19 protein-coding genes are annotated in these 24057 nt (G+C 45.9%); 4 read left to right on the plus strand and 15 right to left on the minus strand.

The window, feature by feature from the left end; translation table 11 throughout:
* Window positions 1-22 precede the first annotated feature (22 nt).
* From rpmI to H8705_RS02185, 10 genes are all read right to left on the minus strand, one after another.
* Window positions 23-220 (minus strand): 50S ribosomal protein L35, encoded by a 198-nt coding sequence (gene rpmI, locus H8705_RS02140; RefSeq protein ID WP_262394207.1) that lies wholly within the window; start codon window positions 218-220, stop codon window positions 23-25.
* Window positions 213-773 carry a translation initiation factor IF-3 gene (gene infC / locus H8705_RS02145; protein WP_262394245.1) on the minus strand — a complete coding sequence of 187 codons (561 nt, stop codon included), beginning with the start codon at window positions 771-773 and terminating at the stop codon, window positions 213-215. The genes rpmI and infC overlap by 8 nt, the downstream gene beginning before the upstream one ends.
* Before the next feature lie 186 nt (window positions 774-959).
* Window positions 960-4508, minus strand: coding sequence for a helicase-exonuclease AddAB subunit AddA (gene addA, locus H8705_RS02150; RefSeq protein ID WP_262394208.1), 3549 nt, complete (start codon window positions 4506-4508; stop codon window positions 960-962).
* Window positions 4501-7830, minus strand: a complete 3330-nt coding sequence (locus H8705_RS02155; RefSeq protein WP_262394209.1) for a PD-(D/E)XK nuclease family protein — start codon at window positions 7828-7830, stop codon at window positions 4501-4503. The genes addA and H8705_RS02155 overlap by 8 nt, the downstream gene beginning before the upstream one ends.
* Before the next feature lie 169 nt (window positions 7831-7999).
* A complete protein-coding gene (locus H8705_RS02160) occupies window positions 8000-8527 on the minus strand; it encodes a 2-oxoacid:acceptor oxidoreductase family protein (RefSeq protein ID WP_262394210.1) in 528 nt (175 codons plus the stop codon).
* Window positions 8527-9282 carry a thiamine pyrophosphate-dependent enzyme gene (locus H8705_RS02165; RefSeq protein ID WP_262394211.1) on the minus strand — a complete coding sequence of 252 codons (756 nt, stop codon included), beginning with the start codon at window positions 9280-9282 and terminating at the stop codon, window positions 8527-8529. Before H8705_RS02165 ends, H8705_RS02160 begins: the two co-directional genes overlap by 1 nt.
* The gene (locus tag H8705_RS02170) at window positions 9282-10328 is read right to left on the minus strand and encodes a 3-methyl-2-oxobutanoate dehydrogenase subunit VorB (RefSeq protein ID WP_262394212.1); all 1047 of its coding nucleotides are present in this window, start codon (window positions 10326-10328) and stop codon (window positions 9282-9284) included. Before H8705_RS02170 ends, H8705_RS02165 begins: the two co-directional genes overlap by 1 nt.
* Window positions 10329-10390: 62 nt before the next feature.
* A complete protein-coding gene (locus tag H8705_RS02175) occupies window positions 10391-10597 on the minus strand; it encodes a 4Fe-4S binding protein (protein ID WP_262394213.1) in 207 nt (68 codons plus the stop codon).
* Between the two features lie 35 nt (window positions 10598-10632).
* Window positions 10633-11313 carry a nucleotide-binding protein gene (locus H8705_RS02180; protein ID WP_262394214.1) on the minus strand — a complete coding sequence of 227 codons (681 nt, stop codon included), beginning with the start codon at window positions 11311-11313 and terminating at the stop codon, window positions 10633-10635.
* Between the two features lie 199 nt (window positions 11314-11512).
* Entirely contained in the window at window positions 11513-11722 is a 210-nt protein-coding gene (locus H8705_RS02185; RefSeq protein WP_262394215.1) for a hypothetical protein, read from the minus strand.
* A 230-nt stretch (window positions 11723-11952) separates the two neighbouring features.
* Here H8705_RS02185 and putP point away from each other — a divergent pair, with 230 nt between their 5' ends.
* Window positions 11953-13443, plus strand: a complete 1491-nt coding sequence (gene putP, locus H8705_RS02190) for a sodium/proline symporter PutP (protein ID WP_262394216.1) — start codon at window positions 11953-11955, stop codon at window positions 13441-13443.
* Window positions 13444-13662: 219 nt separating this feature from the next.
* Here putP and H8705_RS02195 read toward each other — a convergent pair whose 3' ends face one another.
* Both H8705_RS02195 and H8705_RS02200 read right to left on the minus strand, forming a co-directional pair.
* On the minus strand, window positions 13663-14307 hold the full coding sequence (locus H8705_RS02195; RefSeq protein ID WP_262394217.1) for a lactate utilization protein: 645 nt from the start codon (window positions 14305-14307) through the stop codon (window positions 13663-13665).
* 23 nt (window positions 14308-14330) lie between these two features.
* On the minus strand, window positions 14331-14984 hold the full coding sequence (locus H8705_RS02200; protein ID WP_262394218.1) for an HAD family hydrolase: 654 nt from the start codon (window positions 14982-14984) through the stop codon (window positions 14331-14333).
* Window positions 14985-15178: 194 nt separating this feature from the next.
* Here H8705_RS02200 and H8705_RS02205 point away from each other — a divergent pair, with 194 nt between their 5' ends.
* Complete coding sequence (locus H8705_RS02205; RefSeq protein WP_262394219.1) at window positions 15179-15748, plus strand: hypothetical protein; 570 nt, start codon at window positions 15179-15181, stop codon at window positions 15746-15748.
* Between the two features lie 25 nt (window positions 15749-15773).
* Here the strand turns inward: H8705_RS02205 and H8705_RS02210 are convergent, their stop codons facing one another.
* Both H8705_RS02210 and H8705_RS02215 read right to left on the minus strand, forming a co-directional pair.
* Complete coding sequence (locus tag H8705_RS02210; RefSeq protein WP_262394220.1) at window positions 15774-16565, minus strand: TPM domain-containing protein; 792 nt, start codon at window positions 16563-16565, stop codon at window positions 15774-15776.
* A 35-nt stretch (window positions 16566-16600) separates the two neighbouring features.
* Window positions 16601-17176, minus strand: a complete 576-nt coding sequence (locus H8705_RS02215) for a LemA family protein (protein WP_262394221.1) — start codon at window positions 17174-17176, stop codon at window positions 16601-16603.
* Window positions 17177-17452: 276 nt separating this feature from the next.
* Between H8705_RS02215 and H8705_RS02220 the strand changes: the two genes are divergently transcribed.
* Window positions 17453-19183 (plus strand): DEAD/DEAH box helicase, encoded by a 1731-nt coding sequence (locus tag H8705_RS02220; protein ID WP_262394222.1) that lies wholly within the window; start codon window positions 17453-17455, stop codon window positions 19181-19183.
* A gap of 95 nt (window positions 19184-19278) precedes the next feature.
* Here the strand turns inward: H8705_RS02220 and H8705_RS02225 are convergent, their stop codons facing one another.
* Window positions 19279-20877, minus strand: coding sequence for a recombinase family protein (locus H8705_RS02225; RefSeq protein ID WP_316248639.1), 1599 nt, complete (start codon window positions 20875-20877; stop codon window positions 19279-19281).
* Window positions 20878-21309: 432 nt separating this feature from the next.
* Here H8705_RS02225 and H8705_RS02230 point away from each other — a divergent pair, with 432 nt between their 5' ends.
* A complete protein-coding gene (locus tag H8705_RS02230; protein ID WP_262394223.1) occupies window positions 21310-23967 on the plus strand; it encodes a cation-translocating P-type ATPase in 2658 nt (885 codons plus the stop codon).
* Window positions 23968-24057 lie beyond the last annotated feature (90 nt).

Raw genomic sequence — 24057 nt, forward strand, 5'->3', positions numbered from 1 at the left:
TTACCTCCGTTACGTTAAGCTATTATTTGTAGGGGATGAGCAGCTTCAGCTGTGCTACATTGGACTTATCCGCGAAGCCGGCTTTACGAAGACGTCTTTTCAGCTTACGGCTCTTTTTGTTAAGGATATGAGACTTATAAGCGTGTGCGCGCTTGATTTTACCGTTTTTAGATACTTTGAAACGTTTTTTCGCCCCGGAATGGGTTTTTAATTTAGGCATTCTTGTTTCCTCCCTTTGTATTGACTGCCGGCTTAGATGAGATGAACATTACCATGCTGCGGCCTTCCATCTTCGGCTGTTTTTCTACATTGCCATACTCAGCGACATACTCAATAAACCGCTGCATAATGTTATCGCCAAGCTCTGGATGCGCCATTTCACGGCCCCTGAAACGCAAAGAAACTTTTACCTTGTCCCCGCCTTCAAGAAATTTGATCGCACGGTTCGCTTTAGTTTCAAAATCATGAGTATCAATATTAAGAGAAAGTCGAATTTCCTTAATCTCAATGACCTTCTGATTTTTTTTCGCTTCTTTTTCACGTTTTGCCTGTTCAAACTTAAACTTGCCATAATCCATGATCTTACAAACAGGCGGTACCGCCTGAGGAGCAATCTTCACAAGATCAAGGTTCTTTTCCAGTGCAATCCTCTGAGCGTCAGCAAGCGAAACAATCCCCAGCTGGGCTCCGTCCAAATCTACCAGTCTAACTTCCTTGTCCCTAATCTCCTCATTAATGAGCAAATCCTTAGTGCTAATGCGAAACACCTCCATCGCCTTTTTCATAAATTTTGATAAAAACAAAAGCGCGGACAGATTCTGCCCACGCTCATCAATTACATACGAATCCCTATTCGGGAGACTACATGATATTGACCAACCGTCCATTGACGGCGAGGTGAGAACAGAAACTGCTCTACTTTGTTTACTAAATGATCATATCACACATTCTACCCTGTGTCAATAACTATTATCCAATTTTATCTCTTTTGAAAGGGCAAATGAGTAGATAACGCACTCCTTTACCGGAACGCCTAAACTTTTGGAAAGGATCTGGCGATATAGCATTAGCTGAACCGTATACCGGTCCAGCAGCTCCTGGGGATCTTTTACATAATCTGTCTTGTAATCCACAATCACCGCTTGACCATCTTCTATAAATACACAGTCCGCTACCCCTTGGATGGCAGTTTTTCCTTCTCCACGGATAAAATCGGTATATTGCCCTAGGGTCTCTTCGCCAACCTCTGCCAAAAAGCGCAGTTCCCGATAGACCTTTGAAGAGGAGAATATCCGCTTGGCAAGATCGCTGCAGAAAAAGTCCTGTATCTTTTGTTCGTTAATCGCTTGGGCCTCTGGCGCAAGAAGATATCCTCTTTCCAATAGGCGAAGGATTTCCTGTTTGGGATGCTCAGCGGCCTTTTTATAATCTGCGAATTGCATAAATTTATGAAGCGCGTTTCCCCTTTGCGCCGGGGTCAGACCGCCGGTAAGCATGAACGCAGGCCTGCGGGAAAAACGATAACTTTTTGCCATTTCCCCCTTAGCGATCTGGGAAACCGCCAGCTTAGTGGGAATTTGCGTTTGCTCCTTATAAGGATATTGATATTCTATCCGACGTTCTATCTGCCTTAAAAGCGTTTTATCTGCCTCTACAGGAATTTCTTCTGCCGGCGGAGAAACAGCAAGAACGTCTTTTTCTTCTTTTATTTTAATAATATCTAAGCTGATTGGCGTCGCCGGGACAGGATCCGTCACACTTATTCCCAGTTCCTCCATCTTTGCGCAAAGCCCTTCATGGTGTACTGCCGCCATCATAAGCCAATCTAAATAGGAAACTGCGCTCCGTACCATATAAGGCGGCAGCCGGCCATTTTCCAGCCCAAAGGAGAAAGAAGCCAGCTTCTCCTGCGCTTTGTCCGTCAGGCCGGTAATAATCAGCCGCTCTTTCGCACGGGTCATGGCCACATATAGCACCCGAAGTTCTTCCGAAAGTATGGAACGATCCAGTTCCAGACGAAGCGCCTGCATAGGAACGGTGGTAAACTGCTTTAACAGTTCAAAATCCCGGCGCACACAGGCAAATCCCAATTTGCTGTGAAGAAGAGTATTTCCATTGAGATCTTCCTTATTAATCTTTTTTGCCGTATCGCAGAGAAATACCACCGGAAATTCCAATCCTTTGGAACGATGAATACTCATCACCCGCACTACATTGGCCTGTTCGGACAAGGTGGACGCTGGGGCGAGATCTCCGTCCCGTTCGATTACTTTATCAATAAAGCTGATAAACCCTGAAATTCCCCGGTAGCCGCCTGCATGATAGTTGCAGGCGTATTGCACCAGCATCAGAAGGTTCGCCCGGCGGCTCTCCCCCATGCGCATAACCTGCACCTTGCCAATATAATCCGTCAAATCATAAATTTTTCGGATCACCTCCTGTGCACTGGCATTGGACGAGAGCTGCCGCAGGTAGGTGAGCTGGGACAAAAACTCCGCCGCCTTTTTATTGCCTTCCTGAGCGCTTTTTATCACCGCCAGGTAAAGCGGCGTTTTTTTATTCGCCAGCCGGATCTTCGCCATATCGTCGGCGGTAAAATCGAACAGCACCGACATCATACAGGAAGCCAGGTCCACATCCAGCAGCGGATTGTCAATTACCCGCAGCAGAGCGATCACCGGAGCAATCTCCCGGGTAGAAAGATAGCTGCTTTTTGGTTCGGCCCAACCGTCTATTCCCTGGGAGGTCAGAGCATCCAGGTACACCTGTGCTTTTGAGGAAGGGGAACGCAGAAGAATACAGATATCCTTTGGCATTATCCTGCGAAGGTTTCCATCCTGTGAAACCATGCTTCCGCCGTCCAACAGCTCAGCGATCTGCCCTGCCACAAACTGAGCCTCCAAAGCCGTTTTATCCTTTTCCCCTTGATAATCTAAACTGTCCAAGAGCTTAATTTCACAGCCGGTAATTTCCTCTTGTGGATAAACGGCCTGCGCTACCAACTCTTCTTCCTTGGTATAATCCATTTCCCCTATCTTCTCGCTCATCAAAAGAGAAAAGAAAAAGTTAATAGCCCCTGTTACCTTTTCTGCGCTTCGGAAGTTTTTTCCCAGGGTAATCTTGGCAGGAAACGTCTTTGCGTCAAAAGCGGAGAAACGAGCCTTTTTCTCCATAAAAATCTCCGGCATCGCCTGCCGAAACCGGTAGATACTCTGCTTTACATCCCCCACCATAAACAGGTTGTTCTCTCTTAGTGAGATGGCCTTAAAAATCATCTCCTGGGCTTCGTTTGTATCCTGAAACTCGTCAATAAGGATTTCATCGTAGCACTGTGAGACTGTCCTTGCCAGCGCCGTAGGCGCATAACCCGCCCCTGCCGGCGCCACTAACAGCCGAATGGAATAATGTTCCATATCGGGAAAATCCATAATGTTTTTTTCCTGTTTGGTCTGGGTAAATAAGGTATCAAATTCTTTTACCATTTGAAATAGTATTTCAACCATGGGGCGCAGAAAAACCATATCCTGGGAAAACTGAGCCGAAGTTGCGCAGAACTGCTTATCCCGCAGGCCATTTACAGTATCTTTTACCTTTTTACGCCTGCTGGTCACATCGCGCTTTTTCTGGTCGTTTTCATAACCCCGCAAAGAGCTCAGCGAATCAAAAACAAAAAGATTCAGCCGGCGGCAGATCTCATCCCACTTTCCCCCATCAAGCAGTTTTTTCAGTTCACACAGCTGGGAAAGATCGTGGGAAAAAGCGGAGTAATACGCCTTTTTCATGTCCTCGTCTTCCAGGATCATTTCTAAGGCGCTGTGTTCCAGCTGAATACAGTATTCTACCGCTTCCTCAGCATACTTTAAAATACATTGCCCCCAAATACTGCGGGCCACAGGAATTTCACTGTCGTAAAAATCCAGTTTTCTTTCCAGCCACTGATTATAAAAAGGATGGGAACGAACAAAATCATACAGAGAAAATAAAGTAGAAAAGACCTTTTTGTCGTCCCTGCCGGTGCTAAGAAGTTCTACTAGCTGGCCAAAGGAGCCGTCTTTGTCCCTTTCGTGAAACCGTTCGATTACCTGCGCCGCACAATCCCTGCGTAAAACTTCCAACTCCTTTTCGTCCCCTACCCGCAGACTGGAAGGAAGCCCTAGAAGGTGAAAATTGCTTTTGATGAGATCCATACAAAATGCATGGATCGTACTGATCTGCGCCCTTTCCAAAAGAAGCTGCTGGCGCCGCAGATGAGCGTTTTCCGGCTGTTGGGCAACCAAAGAAGAAATCCGGGCGGCGATACGCTGCTTCATCTCCAGAGCCGCTGCATTGGAAAAAGTAACAACCAACATTCGGTGTGCATCGATCGGATTTTCTTCGTCCAAAATTCTTCCGATCACCCGTTCCACCAACACGGCGGTTTTTCCGCTTCCCGCGGCGGCGCTGACCAAGACGGTGCCGCCTCTGGCAGTGATTGCGTCCATCTGCTGTGGGGTCCAGTTTTTATCCATGATGGCGCTCACCTGCCTCTTCCCATTGTAAAATCTCTTTTTTATCCAGTTCATGAAGCTCTCGCACCGGGTCTGTTTCCTCGTGGGTGCATACACTTTTGTAATCACACCACTGGCAAGGAGAGTAGCCCGGTCCATCGCAGGGAATATCCTGTATATGCCCCTGGTAAAGCTCCTCTCCAATACCCGTCAGCAGCGTTTCTACCAGCTTTTTTATTTTAGTCATCTCATGTAAGGAGGCGATCGAAGAATGGGCATCCAAGGTGCCGTCTTTTTTCAGCTTTGCCGGAATAAATATTCCGGCAATATTTTTCTCCATACCGGATAATACATCCATATCATCTAATATCAAGCCGTTCATACGAAGCCTTTTTGTCTGCTCGTTGATAATTTCTTCGTCCGAGGCATCTCTTCCGGCAGAGATAATATTATCTTTTGCCGGCATATATAACACCCCGGCGGGGAGATTATTCTCTCCATTTTCCCAGATGGAAAACAGGTAGATCAGCATCTGCATATTCAGTCCATAAAAAATATCCGACAGCTTAAACAGCTTTGATCCAGACTTATAATCCACTACACGGATAAATTTTTTTCCACCCTTTTCCATGACGTCCATCCGATCCACAATGCCTTCTACAATTACCCGGTTTCCCTGGGCAGTTTCCAGAATCATGGGTTTTATCTCTTCCCCCAGCCCGATAGGAAGCTCAAAAGCGGCCGGCTCAAAGCTGCTTTGTGCAAACTCCCGGGACAGCTGGGACAATAACCGCAACAATGTGTTGACCAGCCGGTGGAAGAGATATTTAAACCGGGAACTCATAGTATCATAATCTTTAATTCGCTCCCGCAGATAATGATCAATAAGTTCGGTAATTTCAGCGCGCAGTTGGTTGGATGTAACTTCAGCAAGTCCTTTTCCGCCATATTTAGAAACGATCTTCTGAAGCACCAAATGGACTAAAGAACCTGACTGCAGCGGATTAAACTCCACCTTTTTTCGCTTATTCAACCGCAGTCCTACCTGACAGAAATACGAAAATGGGCAGTTATAAAATCGTTCTACCTTCGAAGGAGACAGCCGCATGGTTTGGCCAAAAAGATCTTTAATCACCGACTTGTCCTCAAGAACAAAACGTTTCCCCGCGTTTGAGGAGCTCAGATGCAGGAAACGCTCCCTTTCCTGATGGTAAAAATAATATTTTAAAGCCTTTTCCTGGACGCTATCCTCTCCAAAGTGACGGGTCATAATATCAAAGGCGGTTTTTTTATTTTGCGCCTTTTCCAGCATAGGAATTTGGGAAGAAAATGTCTGCTCTATAGGCAGACACTCCTTTACCTGATCGATCACCGAGGATTTGGCCAGAGAAACTCCGGCAGTATCCTGTTGGGGATAGGTTAAAAACAGCTTGTTCGAAGGAGCGCTCAGTGCAAAATAAACATAATATTTTTCGTAAAGAGCTGTCTGCTCCGGAGTGTTTAAAAGCTCCACTCCTTGTTTTCGCAGTTCTTCCCGTTCCACCGAAGAAAGCAGTCCGGAAGCAGAGCTCCAGCGTGGGAACTCCCCTTCATTTAGTCCCAATACAAAAACAGCCTTCGGCTCATTGGGACGGATACGGTCCGCCGTTCCTACAATCACTTGGTCCAAGGTTTGCGGTAAAAGGCCGATATCACACGAAACCAGGCTCAGGCGCAGCAGATCGATCAACTTAGAGAGCGGCAGGTACACACCGGACAGCGCTCCCCCAAATACATCCAGCATATCCATCAGAAGATCCCAAATCTGCGCCCCAGTCTCCAAAAAAGCCTTGCTTTCACTGGGAGGCATTTCCTGAGCGCTGTTTTGAAGATTTTCTACTGCGTTAATCTCTTCCAAATAACGAAATACCGCCAATGCAAAGCTTTTTCCATCACACCGGGAAACCTTTTTTTTCAAAGCGACCAAGGGTTCTATCAGTTGGATCCGGGTAAGATTGATTTCTTCTAACAGCTTTTGCTCTTCTTCCCCGAACTTTTCTGACATACCCGCGGGATTATTGGTAAACTGCTGGGTCCAGGAAGAGCCTTTTATCTGCCAGATATATACATAGTTTTCCAGATTTCCCATTTTTACCGGATCAATTCCGGTGATGCATTTTTTTCCCAGGGAGAGCACCTGTTCTGTATCGAAATTCGAACGGATCGACTCCAAGGCGCTCATTAACCCGCTGACCAGCGGGTATATCTGTACATCCTGGCGAAGATCGGCAAAGAAAGGGATCTCATATCGGGAAAATACGGTTTGCAGGGGAACCAAATACCGTTCTAGACTGCGGGAGATCAGTACGATATCCCGGTAGCGATAGCCCTCTTCTCTTACAAGGGTGCAGATCTGGGAGGCGATATATTCCAATTCATCATAGATATCTGTACAGGCAAGCAGACTTATTCCGTCGGCCTCCTGAGGAAACATGCTATGGGATAGCTTGGGAAGCTGTATAGACAGATGCGCAATTGCCGGATTATGGTATCGTTTGGGACGGGTGAGGATCGTTGGGGCAAGTACCTTCCCGCCGCATTTTTTGGCGCACTCAACCAGTCGGTTAGCAGTAGCGCATGCCGCAGAGAACATCCCTGTATGTCCGCTTTTATCGGCAAGTCCGTCACAGGTAAACGCAGCCGTTACCTTTGGGCTCTGCATAAGTATTCTGGAAAGCAGTTTGAACTCGCTGCCCATAAAGGCCATGAAACCATCGATAAATACCTGATATCCCTGGAAAAACGGATGTTCTTCCAGCAGCTTGTACGCCCGGATGAGATCATCATCCGGGTCTGCATATCCCCGCTGGATCATCGCCTGGTAGGTATCATAAATCAAAGCGATATCCGAAAGTTTTTCTCTGAAGGCGCTGCCTTGTTCTTCGGCGATTTCCCGCAGCTTATCACAATCCACCCCAGAAGATTTCAGTTCACTGATCATTGAGCACATTTCTTCTATAAAGGCGGCCGTACTAATATTTTTATGATATGACTGCAGATGGCCGGACAATTCATCCAAGGCAACGCTCATCAGGAGATATTTTGCGGTATTATCCATATAAACGCCGGCAAGTCCGCCAAACTCGCGGAAAATTCGATTGCACAGACGTGTAAAGCTAAGGACCTCCACAGATAATGCTTTCTGCGGACCCAGCCGCCGGTAGAGCGCTTTTTCGCTTTCAAAAGAATACTGTTCCGGTACGATCAAAATTACCTTGTCGCCGCTATTTATAGCCGCTTCAATTCGTTGGTAAAGCAAGGTGGTTTTTCCCGTTCCGGCGGCCCCTAAAATCAAATCCAGCATTCTTTTTCCCTTCTTTCAATGTATGAAATAGCCGCGCTGGGCAAGCGGTAATTTGCTTTTTCCTGGAGGGAAAAGCACAGCTTTGTGTTTCTTTCTTATTTTATCATACTTCCCTTTAAATGAAAATAACAATCCATCCCAAGGGGATGGATTGTTATTTAAAGTTAAATTATAAGCTCATGCCCAATTTAATCGCTTTTAAGTTAGGCTGTGCCAAATGCTGCTTTTTAGGCGGAACACATTTTAAGATTGCCTTCTCAACCGTTTCATAAGAGGCAAATTTTGCTTCTGCCAGCACCTTGCCCAGGATAATAATATTTGCCAGCCCTTTCAGGCCTTCTTTATCCGCTAAGGTAGTAGCTGGAATATAAAATGTTTTTATGTCGGTGCGGTCGCATTTTTTATCGATCAGGGAACTGTCGATCACTGCGATGCCGCCGGGGACTACTTTGTCGATAAATTTATCGTAAGACGGCAAATTCATAGCAATTAGAACATCTGGATTAAGAACCAACGGAGAACCGATAGGTTCTTCAGAAATACAAACGCTGCAGTTGGCGGTGCCGCCTCTCATTTCCGGGCCATAGGAAGGCAGCCAGGAAACATATTTTTCATCAATCAGTCCGGCATATGCCGCTACTTTCCCAGCAAACAGAACGCCCTGTCCGCCGAAACCAGCCAATAACATGCTTACCATTACGGCCTAACCCCCTTTTCTGTCCGGTCCACATAAACGCCCAGAGGATAATAGGGAATCATATTCTCACGCAGCCAACCTAACGCTTCCGAGGGAGTCAGTCCCCAGTTGGTAGGACAGGTGGAAAGAACCTCTATTATAGAAAATCCTTTGTTTTCAATCTGGGCGGTAAATGCTTTTTTAATAGCTGCGCCTGCTTTACGGATATTGGGGACGCTGTCTACAGTAACCCGTTCAGCGTAGGCTACACCGCTCAAAGTGGAAAGCATTTCACATACTCGGATGGGGAAACCAATCTGATTTACATCACGCCCATAGGGGGTCGTTTGGGTTACCTGGCCAGGCAGTGTGGTCGGGGCCATCTGTCCGCCGGTCATACCATAAATTGCATTGTTAACAAAGATAACGGTGATATTTTCTCCACGTGTCGCCGCATGAACGGTTTCCGCAGTACCGATGGCCGCTAAATCGCCATCCCCTTGATAGGTAAAGACCACATTTTCCGGTCTGGCTCTTTTCAGTCCGGTAGCTACTGCCGGTGCGCGGCCATGGGGAGCCTCCACCATATCACATCCAAAATAATTGTATGCCATTACGGAACAGCCAACTGGCGCTACACCGATTGATTTGCCTTCTACACCCAGATCATCCAGCGCCTGTGCAACCAATTTATGAATGATACCATGGGTACAGCCGGGACAGTAATGGGTAGGAACATCTAAAAGTGCGTGAGGTCTATCATATACAACAGCCATTATCTGTCACCTCCTGTCATTTTTTCAATTTCAGCCAGTACTTCTGCTGGCGTGGGGATAACACCGCCGGTATGACCAAAAAACGCTACTGGCTTCTTGCCGTTTACTGCAAGGCGGACGTCGTCCACCATCTGCCCCATGCTCATTTCTACTGTTAAGAAAGCCTGTGCGGTTTCCGCCGCTTTAGCAATCACAGAAGACGGATACGGCCACAGGGTCAGAGGACGGATCATGCCAACCTTTATCCCTTTGCCCCGGGCGGTATTGATGGCGGAACGAACGATACGGGAGGTCGCGCCGTAAGCCACCACCACCAGCTGAGCGTCTTCCACTAAATATTCTTCTGCTCTGGCTTCCTTGGATTTAATCAGCTCATAGCGTTCGAAACGTTCTTTCACGTTTTTCTCTAATTCATCCGGCTGCAGATACAAAGAATTTACAATATGATGGGCCCGCTTGCCCTGATGACCAGTGAGCGCCCAGGAACTTTTGTCCACCGGGTTTACGCTTTTTTCTGGAAATACGACCGGTTCCATCATCTGACCCAGCATACCGTCCGCTAAAATCATAGACGGCATACGGTATTGATCCGCCAAGTCAAACGCGTCAAATACCATATCGACCATTTCCTGGATAGAAGAAGGCGCAAATACCAGCGCATGCAGATCCCCATGACCAGGAGCACGGGTAGCCTGCCAGTAATCCGACTGAGAAGGCTGGATTCCCCCCAACCCAGGGCCGCCTCTCTGTACGTTGATGATCAGACAAGGAAGATCGGATCCGGCGATATAAGAAATACCTTCCGCTTTCAGGGAAATTCCCGGTGAAGAAGAAGAAGTCATGGCGCGGATACCCGCTGATGCTGCGCCCAATACCATATTGATCGCGGCAACCTCAGATTCTGCCTGTAAATATGTACCGCCGATTTTGGGCAGACGTTTGGCCATATATGCGGCAACCTCGGTTTGAGGCGTGATCGGGTAACCAAAGAAATGATGGCATCCCGCTTGGATAGCGGCTTCCGCAAGAGCCTCATTTCCTTTCATAAGAACTCTTTGATTGGAACTCATGGTTTGTCACTTTCCTTTCATGTACAACCTATTGTACTCTATTTTTCAACGGTAATTGCGCAGTCAGGGCACATAATTGCACACATTGCGCATCCGATACAGCTGTCCATCTCTATTACAGTCGCAGGATGGTAGCCTTTCACATTCAGCTTCGATTTATCAAGGAAAATAATCTTTTTCGGGCACACCTCAACACACAACCCGCATCCCTTACATAAATTTTCTCGTACTGTCATTTTTGCCATTATAAAGCACCTCCTTTTATGGTTTTCAGGGAGTTTTATTCTTCCCACGGTTTTTTAACAAATATCTTTACAGGATATACCTTCTGCCCGGGCATCAAAGCTTTTACTTGCTTGGCAAGATCTTCTTTGACGGAGGTAAAAAGCAAAGGCACCTGATATTCTTGCGCCGTCTGTAAAGCGAATTGATGGGTAGAAACCACATCGTCCGCCGTAGTAATATCCGCCAGGTTAGAATTGTTGACCACCCCGGTTACTTTCAGCCGGGAGATTTTCTGGATTTCCTGCAAAATCTCCGCCGCTTCTTTTGAAGTTCTGGTCAGATAACGATAGCCGTTAACCACATAGAGAAGATCACAGCCGCCTGCTTCTTCAATCTCATGGCTGTATCTACCCAAAGCCGCCGCTCCGGCATCATCCCCGCCCACGTCAATAATCAGATGTTTTTGCGTGCAGATCGCCGCATCCAACTGCCCGGTCAGTGCTGGAATGTCCAAATTGCTTTTGGCATAAGTGGGAGTAATCATTTCTATTCCATGCTTTTCCATGAGCGTCTGAAAATCGGCGCTTCGAAAATATGGATTGACAATATCGAGGTCTACCAAGACCACATCTTTTGTCTTTTTCTTTATATCCAAGGCCAAATTGACCGCTAGATTGGTTTTACCGCTGCCGTAGTGCCCGACAATCACAACGATTCGTTTTAAATTAGTAACCATAAGCTCACCCTCTCATAATGAGTTGGAGTATTCTTTGTATTATAACACTTTCTTTTTTCATCCACAACATTTATAGGCGATTTTCAAGATTTACCACAAATTCGCTTTTAGTTATTGCCTTAATAAAGTGCAAAAACAACAAAAAAATCCTTCTTCTTTTAGAAAAAGGATTTTCTGGCAAAAGCTCATAAGAAACTAACTATTTTTTTCTTTTTTTCGCGGACATTACCGCATAAACCACAATCAGAACCACAGAAATTAAAAGCAGTGCTCCCATTACTCCTAAAAGCAAGCCGGAGTTATCCCCCGTATCCGGATTTCCTGCCAACGCCGGAACCGCAAGAGAAAGTGCAAACAATATTGCGGTAAACAAAGACATTAGTTTCTTTGATAAATAATGGATAGACATGGTAGAGATCCTCCTGATAAGACAATATGCGTCAGCACAATTTCTAGACACTTTTATTATACCAATTTCCTGTCCGCTGTCAACCGACTAACCTTCATTTTAATAATTTTGAATGATCTTAACAGTAAACTTGCAAAAGTAGTTAAGATAGTATAAAATAATCTTTATATTTTCTTTATATAAAAGCGTTAAACCATTGAACAAATAAAATTCGGAGGGAGAGTTCAGCTTTGCAAATTAATATCAGTATCCTGTCAGCATTTATTGTTTATTTTCTGATGATGCTGGCCATCGGGATTTACTTCTACAGTAAATCCAAAAACATCTCCGATTATTTCCTGGGCGGACGCGGCCTTGGCAGTTGGGTAACTGCTTTGAGCGCTCAGGCGTCGGATATGTCCGGGTGGCTTCTTTTGGGGCTTCCCGCAGCGGCCTTTTGGTCGGGATTGTCTGCTGGGTGGATTGCCATTGGCCTGGCAATCGGCACGTATCTTAACTGGAAATTTATTGCGGTTAAATTCCGGAAGTTTACTGCTGTAGCCAATGATTCGATCACGATTCCCCAATATCTGCAGAACCGTTTTTTGAGCCAGTCTACTTTGATCCGCAGCGTATGTGCGGTAATTATTTTTGTATTCTTTTTGGTGTATACTGCTTCCGCATTTTCTGCCGGAGCGAAACTGTTCCAGTATGTATTTAAATTGGATTATGTGGTTGCGCTGACGATCGGCTCCTTTATCATCATCGCATATACCTTCTTAGGAGGATTTATGGCAGTATGCTGGACCGACTTCATTCAAGGGACACTGATGTTTGTAGCCTTGGTTATTGTGCCCTTCGCGGCGGCGGCTAAAACCCCTGATTTTTCCTTTCAGCTGATCAGTGAATTAGGCGGAACCAACTATTTAAATCTGTTTGCAGACGCTTCAGGGCAAGTAGCTTTGGTAACCATTATTTCCGGTCTGGCCTGGGGACTCGGTTATTTTGGTATGCCCCATATTCTTACCCGCTTTATGGCGATTAAAGAGAGCTCAATGATTAAAAAGAGCCGTATTATCGCCATGATTTGGGTGATCATTTCTTTGTTGGCCGCTGTTATGGTGGGAGTTGTTGGGATTGCCTTCCTTGGCGGACGCGGCGCTTATACTGACGTAGGCGCTGCGGAAGTGATTTTTATGGACTTGGTTACCCATCTGTTCCCAGGACTTATTGCTGGCGTTCTGCTTTCCGCAATTCTAGCGGCAGCGATGAGTACCGCCGATTCACAGCTTTTAGTGGCGGCGTCTGCCGTTTCAAATGACTTTTATAAAGCCTTATTCAGAAAGAAGGCCTCCGATAAAGAGCTGATTTGGGTTTCCCGTATCGCGGTAATGGTAATTTCAGTGATCGCGTATTGTTTGGCATTGGATCCTAACAGTACGGTTATGGGCCTTGTGTCCTATGCTTGGGCTGGTTTTGGTTCTTCCTTTGGACCAGTCATACTGCTGTCCCTTTTCTGGAAACGCCTGACCTTGAAGGGGGCCGTCTCCGGTATGATTGTGGGCGGTGTTACCGTAGTTGTTTGGGAAAATGTATCCTTCCTTTCGGGCACCGGCCTCTACTCCCTGGTTCCTGGTTTCTTTATCGCTTTGGCAGTAATTGTCCTTGTTTCCTTGATTGATAAGGAACCGTCCCAGGAAGTAAAAGATTTGTTTGAGCGGGCGCATAACTCTACAATCTAAATTTAACGAGTTATAAAAAATAACGGAAAAATACCGTTTTACTTCGGACCTCGTCCGAGAATGGTTTCGCTTTTTTGGAAACCATAAGATCCCTTTCCCGGTCTGCGCCCCCAAAACGCACAGCGTTTTGCCGCCAACGGCGGGAGCAAATCTTCGATTTGCCAAGGCGCGGCTATATAAAAAAAGAAGCCTTCCGCGGAAGGCTTCTTTTTTTGATCGCTAATAGCCCAAGGGTTCTCCTACAATGATCACTTTAATTCTTCCCTTTTCTCTTTGCTGGGCGTGAATTACATAGGTGCAGCAGATACGTCCGTCGCTGCGGCAGTTGGCGCAGCCCCCCAGGACCTTACAAGGGGTTTGGCAATCAAGCCGCATGGCATTTGCCGGCGCCGAAATATTTTTTACCCGGTCAGCCGCTGCGTTTAAGTCTTTTACGATCTTATTATAGCCCACTACCAGAATGACGCTTTTCGGCCCAAAAGTCAATGCGGCCACACGATTGCCCATTCCATCCACATTATAGAGTTCCCCCGTTTCTGTTACAGCGTTGCTGCTGGCAAGGTAGGTGTCGCAGTCGAAGGCTTGGATAAAAATCTGTCGGCGCTGTTGCGGGGTAAGGCCCGGTACATCCCGGTCGAGAAGGTTGTATTTTTTACTATTTCTAAGATGATCAATGACGCCGGATTCGTACAAGCTCATAGAACCGCCGAAAGATACCGTTTCCCCATCTCCAATCAGGCTGTCTACCAACTTTACCGCATCTTCCTTCGTTTTTGCGTAATAAGCGTCCATCTTATTATTCTGTAGATTTCCAATGGTCTTGTTAATTCTTTTTTCCATGATGGCTTTTAAACTCATATCCATACTGTCTACCCCCTTAATAACATTTACTCAAAAATAAATTTTTCCAAATCTGCAATATCTGCGGCGATATAGGCGGCGCCTAATTTTTCTTTCTCCGCTTTTTTTAAACCGCCGCATCCATATTCTACCCCAATGAAATCAACACCCGCTTCTTTCGCACCAGCGGCGTCAACCGATGTGTCTCCGATTAAGACAACCTTACTTTTATCTGAAACGCCAAGACGCTCCAGACAATGCTCGATAGTCTGAGCCTTTGTAATATTTTTTATGTCGTCGCTGCCTTGGCAAGCGTCGATTAAATGATCGATCTTCAAGTAGTCAAGAAGCCACTTGGCAGAGGAATCCGGCTTTAAGGTAGCGACGCCGATAAGCATCTTATTTTCCCGCATTTTTTCAATCAGCGGCACCAATCCTTCGTATACAACGCTGTTATAAATTCCAGATGCTTGGTAATCGCTGCGAAAAAGCTGTACCGCCTTTTGGGTGGTTTGCTCATCGGCCCCTATGTAGTTTTTAAAAATATAACTTACCGGGGGTCCGATAAATATTTTAAGCAGTTCCGGGGATGGTTCCGGCATCCCCAGTCCTAAGAAAGCCTGTTTAAGACTTTGAAATAATCCGGCGGAAGTATCAATCAAGGTTCCATCCATGTCCCATAAGATAACCTGGTATTTCATCTGATAATAAATCCCTACTTCTTTCTTTAACTTATTTATAAAGTATACCACAGTTTAAAGAAAGCAGGCAACATACAGAAGTAGCTTTGTAACAAAATCCTGAAAAATCCATAATATAGTACATAAAATATTGGATAAACGGGGGGATTGTTATCAAAACCGCAATTTTAACCATGGAAGAGCAGCCAGGTAGCATGGTCTTTTCTCAATTAGATTATTTTATTGAAAAAGATCTTTCTCCCCGCTTAATCCTGCGGGAACATTGCTTTGGTTGTTTTAATCAGTTTCCGTCAGAGGTTGTTACTATTACGGACACCTTCTGTAAAAAGCCGGTGGATAGATATGACTATTCCCAGCCATTCACTCCAGTGCCCCAGCAGTTTTTTTATCTCAGCGAAAAACTTGCGCAGGAAATCGCAGCGGCATTAAAGGGAGTTGAACTGTGTATCCTCTATGACATCCTCAGCAGAGGCGATAAGTTAATCTTTAACACGGCATTGCGTACAGCGCTTATGGAATATCCAAAGCTTTCCCTTCTTTATCTTTCTCACTACTCCCCTACTCCTAAAATATACGGCCTTTCCTGGCCGAAAAACGCCAGATTTCTGCCGTTGCCCAATACTACTTATCTCTGCCATACACCGGAAGAACTCCTGGGTGTATGTCGGCAGTTTGATGTTTTGCCTTCCTCCTGCCGATTATTTTTTTCACAAGACGACTTGTTTGCCTTCCTCCAAGAGAAAAAAACAGTCCCACTTTGTTAAATACAAAAGTGGGACTGTTATACCTTTAAAAGCTGCGTCCGGAGCCTCCGCCGGAGAAACCACCGCCCCCGCCGGAAAATCCTCCTCCCCCAGAGAATCCGCCTCCGCCGCCGGAAAATCCTCCAAAACCGCCAAAGCCGCTTCCAGGGAAATTTCCTCCTCCAAACGGCCCGCGATGATTGTGATAACGGGAACCGCGTCTGCGGAATAATACCGGAGAAATGCCAAACATGAATACGAGAATAAGCACCATGATGAGCAGATCCATATTTTCGGAAGAATCCTCCTGCTGCAGTGCATCTTCATAACCTGCAAGGCTTTCCAGCCCATATTCTTCCATCACATTGGCAAGCAACGCGTTGTAAAGTTCATAGGAGCCCGTGTCAAAATCTCCCTGCTTATAATAAGAAAGGGCATAATCGTCGATCAGCCGCCCCACCTTGGCGTCGTTTAAAGCGCCTTCCAAACGGGTCCCTACCTCTACACGGATTTCTCCATCCTCTGTGGCTAAAAGAATCAGCAGGCCATTATCCTCCTGTTCCCCTCCGATACCCCAGCTGCGCCCTACTTCCAATCCATAGGACGCCGGATCCTGGCCATCCAACGTTTGTACTGTCAAAATAACGATCTGTGCTTTGGTTTCTTTTTCCAACGCAGCCGAATGGCTCATAATATAATCCTTAGTTTGCTCGGAAAGCACCCCTGCATAATCGTTTACATAAAACTGATCCGTAGGCTTTGGTATGGCGCCGCAAAACAAAGCGGCAATCATTACAAGGGCCGCCGCTAAGGAAAAAAGCCGTTTATATTTTTTCAAGTTTACTCACTACTCTCTATCTTTCACAAACACTTTTAGCTAAAATCCACCTGCGGGGCATCCTGAGCGGAATCCGGGGCCGTAAAGTACTCTGCCTTTTCAAATCCGAATATACCTGCAAATAAACTCCCAGGGAATCGGGTAATTTTCAGATTATACTCTTTTACCGCCTCATTATAGTCGGTCCTTGCCACGGTAATGCGATTTTCGGTCCCAGAAAGTTCATCCATCAGCGAGATATAACCCTGGCTGGACTGGATTTCCGGATAATTTTCCACTACCATCAAAAGACGGGATAATGCGGAACTGAGCTGATCGTTGGCCGCCGCTTTTTCTTCCATAGACTGTGCGCCTGCAAGCTGCGTTCTGGCCTCAGTCACACTGTCGATTACCGACTGCTCCTGAGCGGACAGACCTTTTACCGTTTCTACCAAGTTAGGGATTAAATCCGCGCGGCGCATTAACTGGGCGTCAATAGCGGCCTGGGCAGTATTGACATTTTCTCTGGTACTGATCATTCCATTGTACACTCCGACCGCCATAACAGAAAAGACGACCAGCAGCGCGATTACAACAATCAAGGCAATCATGCCTGTGGATAATTTTTTCATTTTAGTGCCTCTTTCTTTTTTATTACTAGAGATTTTAGATATTTAAATATTTATCCGCATTTTATCACGATTTTGTCATATTTTCAATATTTCTAGGTAAGAGTTCACAAATTACTGATCTTTTCTTCTTCAAAATTTAACAATAAAAAATTTAAAAAACTCACACAAACTGTATTTTTTGTGATATTATATAAATAATACAGTTAATTATTGTTTAGTAAGCAAGGATTTTGTACTCCTTGCTTTTTTTAAAGAAGAAAGAGGTTATAAAATTACATGAGCAATCCTTTATTTGATAGTTTTGATTTATCCCCGGAACTTCACCGGGCGATTGAAGATATGAACTATACAGAATCCACTGCAATTCAGGCACAGGCGATCCCCCTGATCCTTTCCGGCAAAGACGTCATCGGACGCTCCAGCACCGGTACCGGAAAAACTGCCGCATTTGGACTTCCTGCGGTAGAACTGGTCGCCGCATCCGGTTCGAAAAAACCACAGGTGCTGGTGTTATCCCCTACTCGGGAACTTGCTATGCAAATTACGGAAGAAATGCGTAAATATTCGAAATATAAACAAGGTGTCAGTATCGCTTGTGTTTATGGCGGAGCTCCTATGGATAACCAAATCCGCCAATTGAAAACTGCAAATATTGTTATCGGCACCCCTGGCCGGTTAATGGATCATATGCGCCGGAAAACCTTAAAGCTGGATGAACTGAAAATGGTTATCCTGGATGAAGCGGATGAAATGCTGAATATGGGATTTTTGGAGGATATCCAAACAATTCTTACTGAGACTCCGGAAGATCGGCAGACCATTTTGTTTTCTGCAACTATGCCGCCGGCAATTCTAAAGATTACTAAGCAGTTCCAAACTGATCCGGAAATGGTGGATATTCAATCCTCCCAGCGTACGATCAGCACAATACAGCAGTATTATTATCAAGTCCCTCAGGCCCGAAAGATGGATGCCATCAACCTGCTGCTTCAATTTAATGATTGTAAGCGTTCGGTCATCTTTTGCAATACGAAAAAAATGGTGGATGACATGGTAGAGTATCTAAATGACCGGGGATTTAAAAGCGCCGGGCTTCATGGAGATATGAAACAATCTGCCCGCAGCCAGGTGATGCAGTCGTTTCGCGATGGAAAAATTCATGTTCTGGTAGCTACTGATGTTGCGGCTAGAGGAATTGATGTAGAAAATATTGAAGCTGTCTTTAATTATGATATCCCACAGGAATTTGAATATTATATCCATCGGATTGGCCGAACCGGCCGCGCCGGAAAAGAAGGCTCTTCCCATACCCTGGTTTGCAATTATAAACAGGTGGGGACAATAAAAGAATTAAAACGATTTATCAATGCGGAAATTATAGAATCTCCCCTTCCTTCCCCGGAAAGCATTATGCACAAGCGCCGAGAAAAATTTATCTCTAAAATTGAAAAGTGTTTGGCGCTGGAAGAATATCAGAGCTGGGGGGAAACGGTGGAACAGATCGCTCAGCAAGGTTATGAGCCAAAAGATATCGCCTGCGCACTTTTGCAGATGATGTCCGCCAAGGATAAAAAATTGGTTCCCGCCTTTAAAGGTCCGGTAGCTGCCAACCGTACTGATAGACGGGGCGGAAAGCGTGTGGTCCTTAATGTGGATATCGGCAGAAGCCAGCGAATCGGCCCGAACTTTATCGTCGGTGCAATTGTCGACGCTACCGGCTTACCTTCTCGCTCTATTGGGAAAATTGATATTTTTGATCATCATTCTGTAGTGGAAATGTTTGAAAACGACGCCTTGACTGTATTGGAGAATATGGAAAACGCTACTATTAAAGGCCAGCCGGTTACATTTACCCTTTCCGGTGTTAAACCGAAAGCTCTTTATAAGCAAGGGAACCGACATGAGGGTAAACACGGTGCGAACCGTCCGGCGTTCCGGGAAAAAAATTCTCGTTCTTCTTATCGGGAGGGGAAGCCCTCACGTAAACGCTCGAACGTCGCTGTTTAACAAAATAAAAAGCCTGCGCTTTGCTGACTACGCATAAGGAAGTTTTTTGAAATGTAGATGGAGTAACACTTTTCGGGGTGTTACTCCGTTTGCGTTTATGCAGATATTTGCTTGTATTCAGCGGGATTATCCTTAACTGTCTGTATAAGTTTTTGAAGTTCCGCCTCGTCCGGCTTTTGAAATAACCCGATTGCTGTAAAGGTAATATCCACTTTTACGGAATTGTGAGAATGCTTCTTTTCGGGATTATGGATTTCTATGCGTTTGATTAGCTTGTTTACAATCGTGGGGGTAAGCTCCTTGACCTCGGTAAACTCCATCAAGCCCTGATACAAGGTTTTCATATCCACCGTCTTTTTCTCAGCGTCACGAAGTTCTTTCTCACAATTGGATATAAGCACTTCCAATTCCTTTTGCTCTTTTTCGTATGCAGCAGCCATTTTGGAATACCTGTCATCAGGAAGCTTGCCGATTACATTATCTTCATAAATACGAGTGAAAAGCTTATCTAAATCTGCAATACGTTTTTTACTGTTTTCGAGAGTTTGCGTTAATTCGTGAACTCTCTTTTGCTGTAATGAGGATTGTTTGTTCTGTTGGATTATGCGAAACACCGAACCGTAACAGCGAACAAAATCTGCCAAAGCCGATATTTCGTCAAGCACAATCTGTTGCAAAACCACATCACGGATATAATGGATTGTGCAGGAACCTCTGCCGTCTTTATAGTTGGCACAGCGGTAAAATTCCTGATTTCGTTTCAAAGATTTTGCCGCACAAAAATGAAGCTTGGAGCCGCAATCAGCACAGAACAGCAATCCCGCAAATAGGCTCTGTCTGCCTGTTGCCGTATTTCTTCGCTTGTTTTTTCGCAGTTCCTGAACTCTCAGCCATATCTGCTCATCAATGATTGCTTTTTGAGTGTTGGAGATAATCTGGTACTCCTCTTTTGGCTTATGAACCTTTTTATGCACCTTGTAGCTGACGGTACTGGACTTTCCGTTTACAGTACATCCTGTGTATTGCTGATTTTCAAGAATATTTCTTATCGTTGCGCAGTCCCATCCGTACACATTTGCCGGAGTGGGATTGCTGTGCTTTCTGCCTATCGAATCATAATATGCAGACGGTACAAGTACTTTCTCTTTTTCAAGCTGTTTGGCAATTTGCAACGGACCTTTACCAGCTAAGCAGAGATTAAATATCTTGCGGACAACCTCTGCCGCAGGTTCATCAATGTACCATTGTTCTTTGTTGCCTTCAATTTTCTTATACCCATAAGCTACCGTTGGCGAAACTCTTTTTCCCTGTGAAGCCTTGAGTTCATTGACGGCACGGATTTTCTTGCTTGTCTGCGCCGCATACCATTCGTTGAAAATACTGTAAAAGGGCAGCATTTCCATACCTTCGCCGGTGGTGCTGTTTACATTTTCCTGAATAGCGATAAAGGTAACGCCTAAAGATGGATAAACAACCTGTGTCAATCTGCCCATTTCCACTTGCTCACGACCGAAACGGGAAACATCTTTTACGATAATCGTGCCCACTTCTCCGTTTTCAACCATTCGCTGCATACGCTGAAAATCTGGACGGTTAAAGGTAGTCCCACTTACTCCATCATCTACGAAAAATTGAGGATGCAAATATCCGTGTTTCTTAGCGTAATCCAAGAGAATTTCCTTTTGGAAAGAGATTTGTCAAGGGTGTTTTTTACAAAAACCTTTGCGGTAATCTATGAATTTATTTTCTTTAATTTCTTAATAAAAGATAGGCAAACGTCAGTGAATCTAAATTTCCATGTTATAAAAGAGAACTTGAAACGCTCAAAATTAAAATTAGTATGAACTTCCCAATTCAGCCTTGACTTCTTGCGGGTTTCCCTATACAATAAAAAGCAAATTATTCAAAGAAGGGAATTGAAAGACTTACTATGGACAACGCCGACAGTAGCGACGCTGATCGAAGTAACAATAACTATAAATTGAATAGATTTTATATATAATAGGCATAACCTGCGTCCAATTGTTAGACAGCAGGCTATGCCTATTTGTGTTCTTTTTTGCTGACCACCGCTGAAAGGCGGTCAGAATATAAATTTTATCAAAGAAAGGAGTGATTGATCCATCATGGATCGACACAGACAGACGCCTTGGCACGCACTGAAACTTACGGAGGTTTATGAGACTTTACATACCTCCGAGGAAGGATTAAGTGATGCCGAGGCTGCCGAAAGGCTGGAAAAATATGGGCGCAATGCATTGCGCTCGAAACCGCCCAAAACCATTCTTCAAATGCTGAAAGCGCAGATCATTGACCCGATGGTACTTATCCTCATCGGCGCATCCGCTTTTTCCGCAATTTTGCAGGAATGGACGGAAGCGGCGGTAATCTTTGTTATTGTAATCGTCAACGCTGTCATTGGTATTGTGCAGGAAAAGAAGGCACAATCCTCTTTGGAGGCGCTTCGCAACATGAGCGCCCCAACGGCCCGTGTTCTGCGCCAGGGGGAGGAGACCGTAATTCCCGCCAGCGAGCTGGTAGTGGGTGACGTTGTGATGCTTGGCGATGGGGACATGGTTCCGGCGGACTTACGCCTGATAGATTCCGCCAACTTGAAGGTGCAGGAGGCTTCTTTAACGGGCGAATCCGTCCCTTCTGAAAAGGAAGCGGAAGATTTGCTGCCGGAAGACTGCCCCCTGGGCGACCGCAGTAATATGGCATACACCTCCGCTATTGTCACATACGGACGGGCGACCGGCGTTGTGGTAGCCACCGGCATGGATACCGAGGTAGGCAACATCGCCGGTATGCTGGACAATCAGGACGATACGGATACGCCCTTAAAGCGAAAGCTGAACGCAGTTGGTAAGACATTGACCATTGTTGGACTAATCGTCTGTGCCCTGATCTTTGCCATCGGTGCTTTCTATCAGCGCCCGCTGATTCCGCAGTTCCTGGTTGCGATTTCGCTGGCAATCTCTATCATCCCGGAAGGTCTGCCTGCTACAGCCACTATTGTAATGGCGCTGGGCGTGCAGCGTATGGCTAAGAAAAACGCACTGATTCGTAAATTGCCCGCAGTGGAAACCCTGGGTAGCGCCACCGTCATTTGCTCCGATAAAACAGGTACGCTCACACTCAATAAAATGACGGTAACACACATTGCGGTCAACGGAGATTTTGAAAACGGCACAACTACCCCGGTTGAAAATGCTACCAACCAGCATCCCGCGGTCTATAAGGAATTGGTTTATGCAGCGGCTCTCTGCAATGACGCCAGCCTTGACCCGGATAGAAAGGGAGAAATCATCGGTGACCCCACAGAGGGTGCGCTGATCTATCTGGCACAGGCGTTTGGAATCGACCATGAAGCCCTGGAGGATGATTATCCCCGCCTTTTTGAGCAGCCTTTTGATTCTGAGCGTAAGAGGATGACCACTGTTCACCGCATCAATGAAAAGTGGATTTCTTATACCAAGGGTGCGGTGGATGAAATGCTGCCCCTGTGTACTCACATTCTGACTTCGGAAGGTGTGCGGCCTATTACGGAGGCTGACAAAGAAAACATTACAAAACTTTGCCTTTCCATGTCGGAGGGTGCCTTGCGTGTGCTTGGCTTTGCCATGCGCACCCTCATGGAGCTACCTACAGATGATGATGATGAGAATGTAGAATTTGACATGACTTTTGTGGGTGTGACCGGAATGATCGACCCGCCCCGAAAGGAAGTAGCCGATTCCGTGCGTACCTGCCGTCAGGCGGGCATCCGAACGATTATGATCACCGGCGACCATAAGGTGACAGCCCTTGCCATTGCGAAAGAGCTGGATATTTACCGAGAAGGCAACACCGTCGTATCCGGTGAGGAACTGGATACGATGACGGATGACGAATTGGACGATGCGGTAAAAACAACAACCGTCTTCGCCCGTGTATCCCCTGCGGATAAACTGCGTATCATCCAGAGTTTGAAACGCACCGGTGAAGTAGCGGCTATGACGGGTGACGGTGTCAATGACTCCCCCGCCCTGAAAGCAGCGGACATCGGTGTTGCGATGGGTATCACCGGTACGGATGTGGCCAAGGATGCCGCCGACATGATCTTGCTGGATGACAGCTTTACCACGATTGCTTATGCCATCAAGGAAGGCCGTCGTGTCTACCGCAATATCCAGAAGGTAATCCAGTTCCTTTTGGTTGGTAATATTGCAGAAATTCTAACCTTGTTTGTTGCAACCCTGTTTAACTGGGATGCACCCCTTCTGGCCGTTCACATTTTGTGGGTAAACCTTGCCACGGCCACCTTGCCTGCCCTTGCACTGGGTGTTGATCCGGCCAGCAAGAACATTATGAAGCATAAGCCAGTAAAATCGGGCACTCTGTTTGAAAAAGATCTGGTACGCCGTGTTATTATACAAGGCATCTTTGTGGCGGCCATGACCACCTGCGCTTACTGGATCGGCGCAAGCATGGGCGGGCATGTGACCGGTCAGACAATGGCGTTCTGTGTACTGGCCTTCTCGCAGATGCTTCGCGCTTTTAATCAGCGCTCCAATACGGAGCCTATCTGGGTGCGGGCAGAAGGGATCAATCCTTGGTTGATCGTTTCCTTCGTGGTATCTGCTCTTCTGATGGCGTGCATTCTGCTTGTTCCTGCGCTGCAAAATGCGTTCCGGTTGACCTTGTTGGATGGCACACAGTGGCTAATCGTCATTGGGCTGTCCCTTATGTCAATCCTACAAGTAGAAATTGTAAAGACCATTAAAAAGCATATTCATAAATAAGCAAAAAGGCGGAGGGGGCACCCTCCGCCTTTTTTGAAAGAGATAATTATCTGTATATATTACTGGAAGGCATACAGCATTGTTGCTGCC

It is taken from the genome of Youxingia wuxianensis (genome assembly GCF_014385085.1).
Taxonomy (GTDB): Bacteria; Bacillota; Clostridia; order Oscillospirales; family Ruminococcaceae; genus Youxingia; species Youxingia wuxianensis.

Bases quoted from the DNA above. Each gene is read 5' to 3' on its own strand.
- H8705_RS02220 (WP_262394222.1), top strand. From the start codon at position 17,453: ATGAGCAATCCTTTATTTGATAGTTTTGATTTATCCCCGGAACTTCAC.
- H8705_RS02180 (WP_262394214.1), bottom strand. From the start codon at position 11,313: ATGGTTACTAATTTAAAACGAATCGTTGTGATTGTCGGGCACTACGGC.
- addA (WP_262394208.1), bottom strand. From the start codon at position 4,508: ATGGATAAAAACTGGACCCCACAGCAGATGGACGCAATCACTGCCAGA.
- H8705_RS02195 (WP_262394217.1), bottom strand. From the start codon at position 14,307: ATGGATATGAGTTTAAAAGCCATCATGGAAAAAAGAATTAACAAGACC.
- H8705_RS02205 (WP_262394219.1), top strand. From the start codon at position 15,179: ATGGTCTTTTCTCAATTAGATTATTTTATTGAAAAAGATCTTTCTCCC.
- rpmI (WP_262394207.1), bottom strand. From the start codon at position 220: ATGCCTAAATTAAAAACCCATTCCGGGGCGAAAAAACGTTTCAAAGTA.
- H8705_RS02175 (WP_262394213.1), bottom strand. From the start codon at position 10,597: ATGGCAAAAATGACAGTACGAGAAAATTTATGTAAGGGATGCGGGTTG.
- H8705_RS02230 (WP_262394223.1), top strand. From the start codon at position 21,310: ATGGATCGACACAGACAGACGCCTTGGCACGCACTGAAACTTACGGAG.
- H8705_RS02160 (WP_262394210.1), bottom strand. From the start codon at position 8,527: ATGGTAAGCATGTTATTGGCTGGTTTCGGCGGACAGGGCGTTCTGTTT.
- H8705_RS02215 (WP_262394221.1), bottom strand. From the start codon at position 17,176: ATGAAAAAATTATCCACAGGCATGATTGCCTTGATTGTTGTAATCGCG.
- H8705_RS02155 (WP_262394209.1), bottom strand. From the start codon at position 7,830: ATGCTGGATTTGATTTTAGGGGCCGCCGGAACGGGAAAAACCACCTTG.
- H8705_RS02185 (WP_262394215.1), bottom strand. From the start codon at position 11,722: ATGTCTATCCATTATTTATCAAAGAAACTAATGTCTTTGTTTACCGCA.
- H8705_RS02200 (WP_262394218.1), bottom strand. From the start codon at position 14,984: ATGAAATACCAGGTTATCTTATGGGACATGGATGGAACCTTGATTGAT.
- H8705_RS02170 (WP_262394212.1), bottom strand. From the start codon at position 10,328: ATGAAAGGAAATGAGGCTCTTGCGGAAGCCGCTATCCAAGCGGGATGC.
- infC (WP_262394245.1), bottom strand. From the start codon at position 773: ATGGAGGTGTTTCGCATTAGCACTAAGGATTTGCTCATTAATGAGGAG.
- H8705_RS02165 (WP_262394211.1), bottom strand. From the start codon at position 9,282: ATGGCTGTTGTATATGATAGACCTCACGCACTTTTAGATGTTCCTACC.